The 13,474-nt window shown below is 52.4% G+C and carries 12 protein-coding genes; 9 read left to right on the top strand and 3 right to left on the bottom strand.

Annotation, left to right across the window (positions count from 1 at the left end):
- Nucleotides 1–12 precede the first annotated feature (12 nt).
- From JI741_RS26255 to JI741_RS26240, 4 genes are all read left to right on the top strand, one after another.
- Nucleotides 13–390, top strand: a complete 378-nt coding sequence (locus tag JI741_RS26255) for a VOC family protein (RefSeq protein WP_202014633.1) — start codon at nt 13–15, stop codon at nt 388–390.
- Nucleotides 391–458: 68 nt separating this feature from the next.
- Complete coding sequence (locus tag JI741_RS26250; protein WP_369411861.1) at nt 459–1,208, top strand: sensor histidine kinase; 750 nt, start codon at nt 459–461, stop codon at nt 1,206–1,208.
- Nucleotides 1,174–1,890 (top strand): LytR/AlgR family response regulator transcription factor, encoded by a 717-nt coding sequence (locus JI741_RS26245; protein ID WP_202014629.1) that lies wholly within the window; start codon nt 1,174–1,176, stop codon nt 1,888–1,890. Before JI741_RS26250 ends, JI741_RS26245 begins: the two co-directional genes overlap by 35 nt.
- A 142-nt stretch (nt 1,891–2,032) precedes the next feature.
- On the top strand, nt 2,033–4,303 hold the full coding sequence (locus JI741_RS26240; protein ID WP_202014627.1) for a cation:proton antiporter domain-containing protein: 2,271 nt from the start codon (nt 2,033–2,035) through the stop codon (nt 4,301–4,303).
- A gap of 29 nt (nt 4,304–4,332) precedes the next feature.
- On the opposite strand, the gene JI741_RS26235 is transcribed toward JI741_RS26240, so the two are convergent.
- Nucleotides 4,333–4,935 carry a short chain dehydrogenase gene (locus JI741_RS26235; protein WP_202014625.1) on the bottom strand — a complete coding sequence of 201 codons (603 nt, stop codon included), beginning with the start codon at nt 4,933–4,935 and terminating at the stop codon, nt 4,333–4,335.
- Nucleotides 4,936–5,011: 76 nt separating this feature from the next.
- Here JI741_RS26235 and JI741_RS26230 point away from each other — a divergent pair, with 76 nt between their 5' ends.
- Both JI741_RS26230 and JI741_RS26225 read left to right on the top strand, forming a co-directional pair.
- Entirely contained in the window at nt 5,012–5,305 is a 294-nt protein-coding gene (locus JI741_RS26230) for a hypothetical protein (RefSeq protein ID WP_202014623.1), read from the top strand.
- Nucleotides 5,306–5,344: 39 nt separating this feature from the next.
- Nucleotides 5,345–6,361 (top strand): NHL repeat-containing protein, encoded by a 1,017-nt coding sequence (locus JI741_RS26225; protein WP_202014621.1) that lies wholly within the window; start codon nt 5,345–5,347, stop codon nt 6,359–6,361.
- Between the two features lie 71 nt (nt 6,362–6,432).
- Here the strand turns inward: JI741_RS26225 and JI741_RS26220 are convergent, their stop codons facing one another.
- Nucleotides 6,433–7,149, bottom strand: coding sequence for a hypothetical protein (locus tag JI741_RS26220; protein WP_202014619.1), 717 nt, complete (start codon nt 7,147–7,149; stop codon nt 6,433–6,435).
- 211 nt (nt 7,150–7,360) lie between these two features.
- Between JI741_RS26220 and JI741_RS26215 the strand changes: the two genes are divergently transcribed.
- On the top strand, nt 7,361–9,073 hold the full coding sequence (locus JI741_RS26215) for an amidohydrolase (RefSeq protein WP_202014617.1): 1,713 nt from the start codon (nt 7,361–7,363) through the stop codon (nt 9,071–9,073).
- A gap of 61 nt (nt 9,074–9,134) precedes the next feature.
- Here the strand turns inward: JI741_RS26215 and JI741_RS26210 are convergent, their stop codons facing one another.
- Nucleotides 9,135–9,539 carry a TerB family tellurite resistance protein gene (locus JI741_RS26210; protein ID WP_202014615.1) on the bottom strand — a complete coding sequence of 135 codons (405 nt, stop codon included), beginning with the start codon at nt 9,537–9,539 and terminating at the stop codon, nt 9,135–9,137.
- A 159-nt stretch (nt 9,540–9,698) separates the two neighbouring features.
- On the opposite strand from JI741_RS26210, the gene JI741_RS26205 reads away from it, so the two are divergent.
- Complete coding sequence (locus JI741_RS26205) at nt 9,699–10,379, top strand: head GIN domain-containing protein (protein ID WP_202014613.1); 681 nt, start codon at nt 9,699–9,701, stop codon at nt 10,377–10,379.
- A gap of 880 nt (nt 10,380–11,259) precedes the next feature.
- Nucleotides 11,260–13,422 carry a glutamine synthetase III family protein gene (locus tag JI741_RS26200; RefSeq protein ID WP_202014611.1) on the top strand — a complete coding sequence of 721 codons (2,163 nt, stop codon included), beginning with the start codon at nt 11,260–11,262 and terminating at the stop codon, nt 13,420–13,422.
- Nucleotides 13,423–13,474: the final 52 nt, after the last annotated feature.

Raw genomic sequence — 13,474 nt, 5'->3', positions numbered from 1 at the left:
TTAAATCCCTTTATGGAAGCCTCCATGCTCCACAGTGCCGTTCCTGTTATCGCATCCGACGATGTGCGGAAGAGCATGGCCTACTACGTTGACGTGTTGGGGTTCGCAAACGATTTTGAATATGGCGATCCCGTGACCTATGGCGGCGTGAACTGGGGAGAAGTGGAAGTGTATTTCACCTACGATCCCGGCCTCTGCACGGTGCTGCGGGAAAGCGAATATCACGCTGAAATTTTTATCTGGGTGATCGATGCGAACGCCCTCTACGAAGAACACCGGACCCGGGGTGCTGAAATTATTGAAGCGCTAAACGACCGCCCCTGGAATGCGCGGCAATATGTGGTCCGCGACATCCACGGCTATCATCTCAAATTTGCCCAACCGACCTGACGCGCGAACACTGTTTTAAGTTGTTCGCCCAAATCGCTTACCTTTGGCCCTTAACGTAAATGGGCGACGTGCAACTCTTAACCTATATATTGGGTGCGACCGTGCTGGGACTTGCTGTGCTGACGGCATATCTCTGGCGCAGGGCAAATCACGCCGAGCGAAGGCGCAAAGAAATTCTGGCGCAGTTCGCCGTGCTGGAAGGCAAAGTGAATGGCTTGCAACTGGAAACCCTGGAATCAAAACTCAACCCACACCTGCTGCGAAACATCCTGAACTCCATTCAGTCGCATGCCTACCAGACCTACTTCTCGCTACACAAACTGTCGAACGTGCTCGACTATTTGTTGTATGAAACACGCAACCGCTATGTGACCCCGAAAGAAGAAATTGAATTTGCCCTGAACCTGATCGAGATCAACAAAATAAAAGTAAGCCCACTGTTCGAGCTGAAAGTTAAAACCAAGATCGACGAAACCGATCCGCTCTACACGCAACGTTTGCTTGCACCACTGATTTCCGTGGACCTCATCGAAAATGCGTTCAAGCATGCCGACCTTCAGCGCGCCGATTCGTTTATCTCCATCGTGTTTGAATGGAAGAACAGCGCGTTCTCGCTCACGGTGTCCAACAAGATCTCATCCAAACCCAGCATGGCGCAAGAAAAGGGAGGGTTTGGATCGGAAACGTTGGCCCACCGCCTACGCATTCTCTACCACGATCACTTCACGCTCGACCGCTTTGTGGAAAACGATACGTACATTGCCCACCTGAAAATAGACTTGCTTGAACACCACGCTAAAATGCTTGCTGCTCGATGACGAGCTTCCCGGGTTGACTTACCTCAAGCTGCTGTGCGAGCAAATTCCGGAGCTCGATGTGGTGAAAGCCTATAACCACCCGGAAACGTTCCTCGCCGAAGTTCCCACCGCAGACTTTGACCTCTGCATTCTCGACATCGAAATGCCTGCGCTCAACGGTTTGCAGGTAGCCGCAGCGTTGAAAGGAAAACTCGTGATCTTCGCCACCGCCTACAAAGAGTTTGCCGCCGAAGCGTTCGACCTCGACGCGGTAGACTATTTGCGCAAGCCCATCACCAAAGAACGCCTGCAACAAGCCGTTCAAAAAGCCCTGCAACGCAAAGAAAAAACACCCGCCCGGAATTTTGTGCAGTTGAATACCGACAAAGGAAAGTCACTGATCTTTTTCGACACCATCGCCTACATCGAATCGGCACCCCAGGACAGTCGCGACAAAGTGGCCCAGTTGCTTGACGGTCAGGAGCTGACATTAAAAAACATATCGTTCGAAAAACTGGAAAGCCTGTTGCCATCGGCGGAGTTTTGTCGCATCAACAAAAAGCAGATGGTGGCGTTGAAAAGCATCCACCATTTCTCACACGACCAGATCGTGACCACACATCTTCCTCCTGAAGGAAAGGCCCAGGTGCTGATCCTCAACGAAACCTATCGGGGCGAATTTGTGAAGAAGATGAAAATGTGATTTTTCATTACATATTTTTTCCCACTCATTACATTTTGTCGTGCTTCGCGGGTACACTTTCCCTCAATTTTTCATCTTTGCCCTCGAAAACCTTGCCGCGTTGGCGGAGGAAGGATTTTAACGGTGAAGACTGAACGAAGACATGAAGAAATATAAAAACCTTTTTTTCTACATCGCCATCATGGGCGTGTTTTCCGCGCTGATGTATTGGATTGTGGTGATGGGCAAGACGAAGGAAGCCGGACGCAACATTGTAGCTGCTGCTGCCGACCACAACGCCTGGCAGCAGTTCACGGAAGGGCTGGTGCATAGCCTGCAACATCCGCTGGCCATCTTGCTGGCACAGATTGTCACCATCATTCTGGCAGCCCGGCTGTTTGGATGGGTTTGTAAAAAAATCGGCCAGCCTTCGGTGGTGGGCGAGATCATTGCCGGCATCGTGCTGGGGCCCTCGCTGGTGGGCATGTACTTCCCGGAATTTTCTACGGCGTTGTTTCCCAAAGCATCGTTGGGCAACATCCAGTTTCTTAGCCAGATCGGTCTCATCCTGTTCATGTTTGTGGTGGGCATGGAGCTTGACCTGAAAGTGCTGCGCAACAAAGCGCACGACGCGGTGGTGGTGAGCCATGCCAGCATCATCATCCCCTTTGCTATGGGCTTGGTGCTTGCCTATTTTATCTACCAGTCGTTTGCGCCAGAGGGCATCGCCTTTTCCTCGTTCGGATTGTTCCTGGGCATATCGATGAGCATCACGGCCTTTCCGGTGTTGGCGCGCATCGTGCAGGAGCGAGGCATCCAGAAAACACGGTTGGGCACGGTGGTGATCACTTGCGCTGCTGCCGACGACATCACGGCGTGGTGCATTCTGGCGGCCGTCATCGCCATTGTGAAGGCGGGGTCGTTCACCAGTTCACTCTACATCATGGCGCTGTCTATCGGATACGTCTTTGTGATGCTCAAAGTGATCCGCCCATTCCTGAAACGTGTGGGCGACTTGCACGCATCGCGCGAAAACCTGAGCAAGCCCGTGGTGGCCATCTTCTTTCTGATGATGGTGCTGTCGGCCTACGCCACAGAAGTGATCGGCATTCATGCATTGTTTGGCGCGTTCATGGCCGGTGCAGTGATGCCCGAGAATATGAAGTTCAGAAACATCTTTATCGAAAAAATAGACGACGTGGCGGTGGTGTTGTTGCTGCCGTTGTTTTTTGTGTTCACCGGATTGCGTACACAGATCGGACTATTGAACGACCCCTACCTGTGGGCAGTCACGGGTGTGATTATTCTGGTGGCCGTTACCGGAAAATTTGCGGGCAGTGCGTTGGCTGCAAAGTTTGTGGGCCAGAGCTGGAAAGACAGCCTCACCATCGGCGCACTCATGAACACACGGGGACTGATGGAATTGATTGTGCTCAACATCGGCTACGACCTCGGTGTGCTCACACCCCAGGTATTTGCCATGATGGTGATTATGGCGCTGGTGACCACCTGCATGACCGGCCCCGCGTTGGATCTGATCAACTACCTGTTCCGTTCAAAAGAAAAGGTAGTGCCGGGCGAGATCAGCCAGATCAGCAAATTCAAAATTCTGGTTTCCTTTGGCAATCCCGATCGCGGCAGATCACTGTTGCGCCTCGCCAACAGCCTCACGCGCAAGCTCAATGGCAACGCGGCCATCACGGCCATGCACTTGTCGCCAAGCAACGAGCTGAATCAATACAACGTGGAAGAATACGAGAAAGAAAGCTTCACCCCTGTGGTGGAAGAATCGCACCGGCTGCAGCAAAAGATCACCACATTGTTCAAAGCCTCAAACGACATCGATGCAGAGATTGCCGAAGTGGCCAACCGCGGCGACTACGACCTGTTGCTGGTGGGCGTGGGTCAATCAATTTTCGAAGGCAGCTTACTGGGCAAAGTGCTGGGCTTCACCACCCGCATCATCAACCCCAACCGCCTGCTCGGCACCGTGACGGGAAAGGAAAGGCTGTTTGATAACACTACCTTCGACGAGCGCACGCGTTCCATTCTTTCGCGCAGCCATGTGCCTGTTGGCATTTTGATAGACAAGCACCTGGAGAAGACCGACCGTGTAATCATCCCGTTGGTGGATGCCCGCGACAAGTTTCTCATTCAATATGCCCAGCGCCTCATTCACAATGCCGAAGCGCAGGTGACCGTGCTCGACCTGAACGACATTGTGAAAGGCGATGCCGAAATCCGCGAGGCGCTGCGGGCCCTCGAACAAAATGTGCCCCAGCACATCAGCGTGTTGCAAAACAAGACGATGGACAGTGCCCTACTCGCACAACAAGACCTCGTGCTGATCAGCCTCGACAGCTGGAAAAAGCTGATGGAAGTGCACAGCGAATGGCTCGACCACGAATCGTCGGTGCTGATCCTGAAAGATTAAAATTATTTTGGAATGATGGTAAGGAAGGGTTATCCGTAGATGCGGATAACCTTTCCTGTTTCTACACCTTCGATACTTTTGAGATAGCCCATCACCACACGCTCCATAGGCACGGGAATGTGACCAGGAAACGCCGCGCCCAAAGCACTTGCTGAATCTTCCACCAGTCCGGGGCTCACGGCGTTGATGCGCACGCCGCGTTGCAACTCTACCGATGCGCCCAGCACAAATCCATTCACGGCGTTGTTCACCATGGTGAGGGCTACGCCGTTGCGAATGGGATCTTCGGATAATATGCCCGAGGTGAGTGAGAATGAGCCGTTGTCGCGAATAGACTTCTTGCCCGCCATCACCAGGTTGATCTGTCCCATCATTTTGGAACGGATGCCTTTATACAAATCTTCTTCCGTCATCGCCTCGAACGATCCGAAATAGGCCGAGCCCACCACGCTCACCAGCGCGTCGAACGGACCAACGGTTTTATACATGGCCTCAATGGAGGCGAGGGAGGTGATGTCGACTTTGATATCGCTTTTGGAATGGCTGACCGGCACCACATCGTGGCGTTGTGAAAGGTTTTTGAAAAGCGTGCGGCCAATGGTGCCCGTGGCACCCACAAGGATAATTTTCATAGTGTTGTTAAATAAGAAAATAAAGATAACACCCGCTTTTCGAAATTGGGTAGATTTACTTTGAAACGCTTTCAAGATGAAAATCCACACCATAAATTTTTCTTCCTGCGTCACCTACCTCGAATTGCCGCAGGCCATGCTGGAGCAATTACAGGAAGGCGACACGCTTGCCATCAACTGGGACGCATTTAAAAAGCACAACCCCGCGTTTGTCGAGCCGGGCCCCTACAACCTGTCGCGCACCGACATGGCCATTGTGATGGACGCTCTCGACAACGGGCTAAAAGTTTTGTTGGAAATCAATTTCGAACTTAAGCGCTTTCTCTTAACTTCCGTGAAGCCCATGGGAGCCGAAAACCTGCAAGGCTAAAATCACCCAAACCCAGAACCACAAAACTACCCCCGACCTATGAAACGCAGCACATTTATCCGTCAGACCGCCCTCGCATCTATGGCCAGCCTCACCCTGACCCGCGATCTGATGGCCCGCGCAACGGCCCCCGTATACGGCCACGGCAACATGAAATATACCCTGGACACAAAATGGAGCAAGGCCGATCCCCTGAAAAACCCCGTGAACGACTGCCACGAAATGGTGCAGGACGCCTCCGGAAAAATTCTGCTCCTCACCAACGAAACCAAAAACAACGTGATGGTCTTCAACACGTCGGGCAAACTGCTGAACACCTGGGGACATGAATTTCCCGGCGCCCACGGCCTCACCCTGGCCGGCGACACGCTCTTCATCACCGACACTGCGAAACACCAGGTATACAAAGCCAGTCTGAAAGGAGAGGTGTTGCTCACCATCGATCCACCCCAGGAAGACAACCTCTATCCCAAGGCCGACCAGTTTGTTCCCACCGAAGTGGCCGTGCTCGACAACGGCGACTTTTATATTGCCGACGGCTACGGCTCACAATACATTCTGCAATACGACGCGGCGGGCAAACTGAAAGGATATTTTGGAGGCAGGGGAGAAGGCGACGAAAAACTTGACAACGCTCACGGCATTGTGGTTGACAAACGCAAAGGCGAGCCCACGTTGCTGGTGACGGACCGTACCCGCAATTGTTTTAAACGCTTCACGCTCGACGGCAAACTGATTGAGATCATTCAACTTCCCGGCGCGTGCGTGTGCCGCCCCGTCATCAAGGGCGATCATCTGTATGCGGCGGTGTTGCGCTCACCCAACCTCAACACCGAGGGCACAGGCTTCATCACCATTCTCGACAAAGACAACAAAGTGGTTTCCAACATTGGCGGCACCGCCCCAACCTATGTCGACGGCAAGCTTCAGCCCATGGCCCAGGCCGAAAAACTTTTCATCCATCCCCACGACGTTTGCATAGACAGAGACGACAATTTATATGTGGCGCAGTGGGCTTCGGGGAAAGTGTATCCTTATAAGTTGAATAGGGTGTAGGCCTGCGTGATTCCCGCAGGTTTCGGATGACGCGATCGGGGATGGAAAAGAATGATTGGAACGTTTGTCGGTTACCGTCTACGCCGCTTCTTTGGCGCAGCCTTTCCAGAGCCCGAATCAAAAATAACCCCGATCGAAAATTCCAGTCCGGTTAAATCAATCTTGGCATCGTCATACGACACCGCGCGTGTTTCCAGGGTTGTGTTGCCACCGGTGTAGCTTCCTTTCATGGGGAATTTAGATTGGCCCATCAGGTAGTTTGTTTCCAGCGAGATGCCCACCTGCTGTGTCACATAAACCGTGAGTTCTGCACCGGCGTGGTAGCCCCAGCCCGGTTTGTTTTGGAACGTGAAGTCGCTGTTCACCACTTGCCAGTCCAGGTCTTTGCGTATAGCCCGGTCGAGATTTCCGTAGTTGATTTTTTGGCCAAAGCCATAGAAACCAAAGGCTCCCCCCTTGATGTCGAACTCAACACCCTGGCCCTTCAATTGAATCACCAGTTCCACGGGCACCAGCAGGGTGAAGTTCGGACCCACAATGGCGTCTTTGGTTTCGAACGGAAGGTCTTTCACGTTGAGGCCCGACATGCGATAGAGCGATCCCCCGGTTTCGATGGCCAGGAAACGGTTGATGTCGAACCCCACGCCGCGGATGGAGAATGGGCTGATGGGGGTGGAGAAATAGCCGTTCTTGGGAATGAAATACGAGAACGACAATCCGAACTGCTGTGCCTGCGCCAGCGAACAACTCAGGAGCAGTAAAAAGCCAAGGGCCCGAAGGGATTTCATAATTAATGGTTTCAGATTTCAGTTGCCAAGATCCGTAACAACCTGCGTTGTTGCCTATCTGCAAACCGTGACGGACCATACGTTACGCCGAGTGGTCGCCCAGGTGGTTAATATTTTTTGAGCGCGAAAAAATTGTCCGGCAAGATAAGAAGCATTTACTTCTGCCATAAATTCTCCTTAACATTAACCTGAAAACCTAAACCACCCCGTCATGCGGAGAACCTGTATTCTTCTATCCTGTCTGGCCGCCCTCGCATTTTCGTGCGGCAAAAAACAAACCCCGGCCGACACCATCTTTCTCGGCGGCAAGATCTACACCATGGACCCCGAACATCCCAACGTGGAAGCTGTGGTGGTGACGGGCGACAAGATTGTTTTTGCCGGCGCCGAAAAGGAAGCCCGCGAATTTGTGGGCGACAAAACCAACGTGATCGACCTGAAAGGAAAAACCATGACGCCCGGCTTCATAGAAGGCCACGGCCACATCATGGGCATTGGCTACAACGAGCTGAACCTCGACCTCATGGACGCGAAAAGCTTCGACGAGATTGTGGCGCGCGTGAAGGAAGCAGCCAGCAAGGCACAACCCGGTCAGTGGATTGTAGGCCGCGGCTGGCATCAGGATAAATGGGACGTGAAGCCCGAGAAGATGGTGAAAGGATTTCCCTTACACCAGAAGCTTAGCGAAGCGTCGCCCAACAACCCCGTGTTTCTCCGGCATGCCAGTGGCCACGCGGGCTTTGCCAACGCCAAGGCTATGGAGATTGCCGGGGTGAATCAGCTGTCGGCCGAAAAACTGAAACACGAACAAAACGAAGGCGGTGAGATTCTGCGCGACGAACTGGGCAACCCCACAGGCCTCTTCAACGAACGCGCACAGTCGCTCATTGCCGATCATATCCCCGCCGACACACGCGAAACCGACGCCCAGGCATTTGACCTCGCTTTGAAAGCCTGCCTGCGCAACGGCATCACCAGCTTTCACGATGCCGGCGCTTCACGCGAAAACATCGACCTCTTTCACCACTTTAAAGCCGACGGAAAACTGAGCGTGCGCCTCTACGTGATGCTGACGGGTTTCGATCGCGACCTGATTTACGAATGGTTCCGTAAAGGCCCCGAGATCGACTCCACAGCCTGGCTCACCATCCGCGCCATCAAGCTCAACTGCGACGGCGCGCTGGGCTCGCGTGGCGCATGGCTGCTGGAACCCTACACCGACCGCCCCGACTTTTCGGGCATGGCCACGCTGTCGATGGACACCGTGCTGAAAACTTCACAGCTTGGGTTGCAGTATGGCTTTCAGGTTTGCTCGCACGCCATCGGCGACCGCGCCAACCGCGAAATCCTGGACCGCTATGAAAAGGCCATTCAGGAAAATGCCGACAAGGCGAAAGACCATCGCTTCCGCATTGAACATGCACAGCACATCGACCCCAAAGACCTTCCGCGCTTCGCACAGTTGGGCGTGATCCCCGCCATGCAAGCCATCCACATGTCGTCCGATCGGCCGTGGGCCATCGACAGACTAGGGGAGAAGCGGATCAAGGAAGGGGCCTACATGTGGCAATCGTTGTTGAAGTCGGGGGCGAAGATTGTGAACGGCACCGACGCACCGGTTGAACCCGTCAACCCCATTCCCTGCTTCTATGCGTCGGTGACACGGCAGACATTGAAGGGCCAACCCGAAGGTGGCTATGAACCCGAAGAGAAGATGACGCGTGAACAGGCACTCCGGTCCTACACGCTGGACGCCGCGTATGGCGCGTTCCAGGAAAACATGAAAGGCTCGATCACTCCGGGGAAGCTTGCCGATTTCACCGTGTTCACACAAGACATCATGGCTGTGCCTGAGAACGAAATTCTGAAAACCGAAGTCGCCATGACGGTGGTAGGAGGCCGAACAGCTTACGAGAAACCTTAAAGGCATAAAAAAAAGGGAAGGCGTTTTGGCCTTCCCCTTTATATAAGTCTCAGTAAAGGTATTATCCCTTGAAGAACTTCATGGCCTTTGTCTTCACCATGTCGCGGTCGGCCGTGATAGTCGGGTCGCTGTAGACGTGCTGGGAGATTTCGGCTACTACGCCTTTCTTAAAGCTCAGTTTTTCGGCAATGTGCTCGCAGAACACGATCTCGCTGCGGAAAACCTGTCCGTCCATCTTCATGAGCTGGATCAGGTAATAGAGATGTTCAAACTTTTCGTCGTCGGTTAACGTATCGATACTTCCAATGGGTTTGGGATTTTGCAACATGGCGTCAACGTCTTCTTTGCTGATGCCGTTGGCTTTGCCAATGGTATGGATAAGTTTTGATTCGCGCGAGGCCACGTTGCTATCGCTGGCGGCCAGGTTGATCAGCACGTTTAATTCTGCTTTCTTGTCAAAAATCATGGTTGCTCATTTTGTTTGGAGTACAAATGTGAAAAAATGTACATTTAATTTTACTGTAAAATACGATGTTTTCGTACATCGACAAAATAATTACCGATCGTCAGCCAGGATGCAACCCTTATATTTGCGCCCGGTCTTTAGGCTAAATAACATGGATATATGAAGAATTTATGGGCAATAATCTTACTTGTCGGGTCGACCACCCTAATCCAGGCACAGTCGCAGACGCGCGCGGTCGGGTCCTTCACCGGTGTGAAGGTAGCCGAGGGCGTTGATGTCTACCTGGTGAAGGGCGACAAGGAGAGCGTGCGTGTGGAGGTGACGGGCACCAAGCTGGAAAACGTGATCACCGAAGTGTCGGGAAGCTACCTCAAAGTGCACATGCGCGATGGCAACTACCACGGCCACGTGGACGCGAAAGTATACGTCACCTACGTGAAGATCGAAAAACTATCCGCCAGCTCGGCCGGTAACATCTTCTCCGAAACCACCATCGAAGCGACCAGCCTTGAGATCAGCGCCTCCAGCGCCGGCAACGTGGAAGTGTCGGTCAACGCCGAGACGATCGATATCAGTGCCAGCAGCGCCGGTGAAGCCGAACTGAAAGGCAAAGTGAAAAACCTCAACGTCGACGCCAGCAGCGCCGGCGAAATAGACGCCTACGACCTTGAAGCCCAGAACGTGACAGCTGGCGCCAGCAGCGCCGGGTCAATACGCATCAACGTGGTGAACGCCCTCACCGCCCGGGCCAGCAGCGGCGGCAGCATCCGCTACCGCGGCAACCCCAACAAATCCATAACCGACTCCAGCAGCGGCGGGTCGGTGAAAAAATCGAGCTAACGCAAGAACTGAATAGGAAAAGACGACGCTAACCTTCGAAAGAAGGTTAGCGTCGTCTTTTATGTATATATATGATGAGGTGTTTGAAGAGACGGAAGATCGGCGGCCGGAGGCCGCCTTGACATGGTGATTTTTTTTACGGTCGGGTAATTTGCTCGGCGTTGATTTGTGCGTTGTTGTAGAGCGGGGTGCGTGCAGTCAAGTAGTGCAGAAGGTCCGCTCACGAACGTGGGCATTTTTTTGATAGCGTATCAAGGTGAGCGAGTTGAAAGAAAAAGATGAGGGACGATTTTGTCAAAGCCAAAATCGTCCCTCATCTTTTTTGTAAAGAGCATAAAAACACAAAGTGTTTTTATGCATTCCTGCTTGAGGTTTCACTCATGCGCCACGTCCACTTGGCGCATGAGTGAAACCTCAAGCCTCTTCCACGTGCGACTACAAACTTTATCATGGCCCAAAAATATCCAGCGCACGTATACACCGTGCTTCAATCGAGCACGACGTAACGACCAATGTCATTAAATAACTCTCCGTCTCAAGCAAACGAATTTGTCCCGGATTGCTACGTCACGAACCACCACCACCAACCCGTTCTAAGATCACCAAAAGCCTCTCCAGCACAGGAGCCCCACTTCCATATGATATTCCGCATTACCTTCCTCCAAAAAATAGAAATTTGGCATCGCTACAACGATGCCAACCATTCTTCTTTCATTCCTGTTTTTTTCAAAGAAAACCCTAAAAACACCCCCGTGTGTTAAAAAATAAACCCAATGCAAACGTGTTCTTAACAAAAAAATAAAATTGTGCTTTAAATTTTAACGGTGTCTCGAAAATTCCGATAGATTTGGAAACAATTAGATCAAAATTACAACCACCTATGGCGCAATTACGATTCAACGCTCTTAAGAAACTGAGCGAACGTACCCCTGTACACGTAGACATGCCCGGCCCCAACGTTTCCAAATTTTATGGTGAACTTGTTTTCGGCGCGGAGCAAATGCGTGGCACCCTGGCACCTGCTGTTTACAAGAAAGTAAGCCAGGCCATCAAAAACCATGAAAAAATTGATGAAGCTACCGCAGATGCAGTAGCGTCAGCAGCCAAGTCCTGGGCTATGGCCAAGGGGGCATCGCACTTCACACACTGGTTCCAACCCATGACCGGCGGAACCGCTGAAAAGCACGACTCGTTCTTCGACGCGCTTTCCGGCATCGAAAAATTCAAAGGCAGCGAACTGGTTCAGCAAGAGCCCGATGCGTCGTCGTTCCCCAGCGGTGGTATCCGCAGCACATTCGAAGCCCGTGGCTACACGGCATGGGATCCTACATCGCCCATGTTCATCTACGGCACCACGCTTTGTATCCCGACCGTTTTCGTATCCTACACAGGCGAAACACTGGATGCCAAAGCACCTCTTTTGAAAGCCCTGAAGGCCGTTGACCTCGCGGCTACCAAAGTATGTCAGATGTTCGATAAGGACATTCAGCACGTGGTGGCTTCGCTTGGCGCCGAGCAAGAATATTTTGTGGTCGACAGAGCATTGTTCGACGCCCGTCCTGACCTCGTGATGGCAGGCCGTTCGGTGTTTGGTCACGCACCGGCCCGCGGTCAGCAAATGGAAGATCACTACTTCGGTTCGATTCCTCCCCGTGTTTATGATTTCATGAAAGAATTTGAAATCGAAGCCTGGAAGTTGGGTATCCCCGTACGCACCCGTCACAACGAAGTGGCTCCCAGCCAGTTTGAAGTAGCTCCCTTGTTCGAGGAGGTGAACGTGGCCAACGATCACAACCAATTGATGATGGATGTGATGAACCGCGTAGGCGAGAAGCACAACCTGAAAATCCTTTTCCACGAAAAACCTTTTGCCGGCCTCAACGGATCGGGTAAGCACAACAACTGGTCGCTCATCACCGACACCGGTGTGAACCTGTATGCACCCACCAGCAGCGCCCGCGACAACCTCCTCTTCCTCACATTCTTCATCACCACCATCAAGGCGGTGCATGAACATGCCGACCTGCTGCGCGCCAGCATCGCCACACCGGGCAACGACTTCCGTCTCGGTGCCAACGAAGCACCTCCGGCCATCATGTCTGTGTTCATCGGATCACAAATGACAGCCGTGTTGGACGAGCTTGAGAAGAAAGGCAACGTGAAGATCGAGAAAGGCGACAACATGTACATGAAGCTTGGCATCGATCAGATCCCTGAAATTATCCTCGACGCAACAGACCGTAACCGTACGTCACCGTTTGCCTTCACCGGCAACAAGTTCGAGTTCCGTGCTGTGGGTGGAAGCGACAACTGTGGCACAGCCATGACTGCGCTGAACACCATTGTTGCCGAGCAACTTGAGAATTTCTACGAATTGGTGAATGCCGAAATCGAGAAAGGCGAAGAGAAAAGACTGGCCATCGTGAACGTGTTGCGCACCTATATCAAAGAATCGAAAGACATCCGCTTCGAAGGCGATGGCTACTCCGATGATTGGGTAAAAGAAGCTGCAAAACGCAAACTTGGCAACGTGAAAAACATGGTTCGTGCCCTGGATGCTTACACCACCAAAAAATCGGCAGCATTGTTCGAGAAACACGGTGTGATGTCGCACAAGGAAAACGAAGCCCGTGTGGAGATCAAACTGGAATCGTATATCAAGCGCGTGCAAATTGAAGCGCGTGTGATCGGCGATCTGGCCATGAACCACATCGTGCCTACGGCCATCGCATACCAAACAAAACTCATCGAAAACGCTAACGGCCTCAAAGGCTTGGGAGTCGACAACACGGCAGTGGTGCAAACCATCAAGGAAATTTCCGGCCACATCGACGCCATCAAAGCCAACGTACGTGCCATGGTTGAAGAGCGCAAGCGCATCAACAAGGTGACGGACACCCACAAGCGCGCCATTGCCTACTGCGACGACATCAAAGAGAAATATTTCGACGTGATTCGCGACGCTGTAGACAAACTGGAATTGCTGGTGGACAACGAAGACTGGCCATTGGTGAAATACAGAGAATTGTTGTTCCTCCGCTAGAACTCTGATACTTTCTATACCTAAACCTAAACCTGTAGATTGGACAAACGGA

It is taken from the genome of Chryseolinea lacunae, assembly GCF_016735595.1.
Lineage (GTDB): Bacteria > Bacteroidota > Bacteroidia > Cytophagales > Cyclobacteriaceae > Chryseolinea > Chryseolinea lacunae.
The sequence above is the reverse complement of the archived record's forward strand: the minus strand, read 5'-3'. Positions and strand labels throughout refer to the sequence as shown.

What these genes read in the sequence shown, in the direction of transcription:
- JI741_RS26240 (WP_202014627.1), top strand. Translation starts at nt 2,033, where the DNA reads ATGAAGAAATATAAAAACCTTTTTTTCTACATCGCCATCATGGGCGTG.
- JI741_RS26255 (WP_202014633.1), top strand. Translation starts at nt 13, where the DNA reads ATGGAAGCCTCCATGCTCCACAGTGCCGTTCCTGTTATCGCATCCGAC.
- JI741_RS26210 (WP_202014615.1), bottom strand. Translation starts at nt 9,539, where the DNA reads ATGATTTTTGACAAGAAAGCAGAATTAAACGTGCTGATCAACCTGGCC.
- JI741_RS26235 (WP_202014625.1), bottom strand. Translation starts at nt 4,935, where the DNA reads ATGAAAATTATCCTTGTGGGTGCCACGGGCACCATTGGCCGCACGCTT.
- JI741_RS26200 (WP_202014611.1), top strand. Translation starts at nt 11,260, where the DNA reads ATGGCGCAATTACGATTCAACGCTCTTAAGAAACTGAGCGAACGTACC.
- JI741_RS26220 (WP_202014619.1), bottom strand. Translation starts at nt 7,149, where the DNA reads ATGAAATCCCTTCGGGCCCTTGGCTTTTTACTGCTCCTGAGTTGTTCG.
- JI741_RS26205 (WP_202014613.1), top strand. Translation starts at nt 9,699, where the DNA reads ATGAAGAATTTATGGGCAATAATCTTACTTGTCGGGTCGACCACCCTA.
- JI741_RS26225 (WP_202014621.1), top strand. Translation starts at nt 5,345, where the DNA reads ATGAAACGCAGCACATTTATCCGTCAGACCGCCCTCGCATCTATGGCC.
- JI741_RS26230 (WP_202014623.1), top strand. Translation starts at nt 5,012, where the DNA reads ATGAAAATCCACACCATAAATTTTTCTTCCTGCGTCACCTACCTCGAA.
- JI741_RS26215 (WP_202014617.1), top strand. Translation starts at nt 7,361, where the DNA reads ATGCGGAGAACCTGTATTCTTCTATCCTGTCTGGCCGCCCTCGCATTT.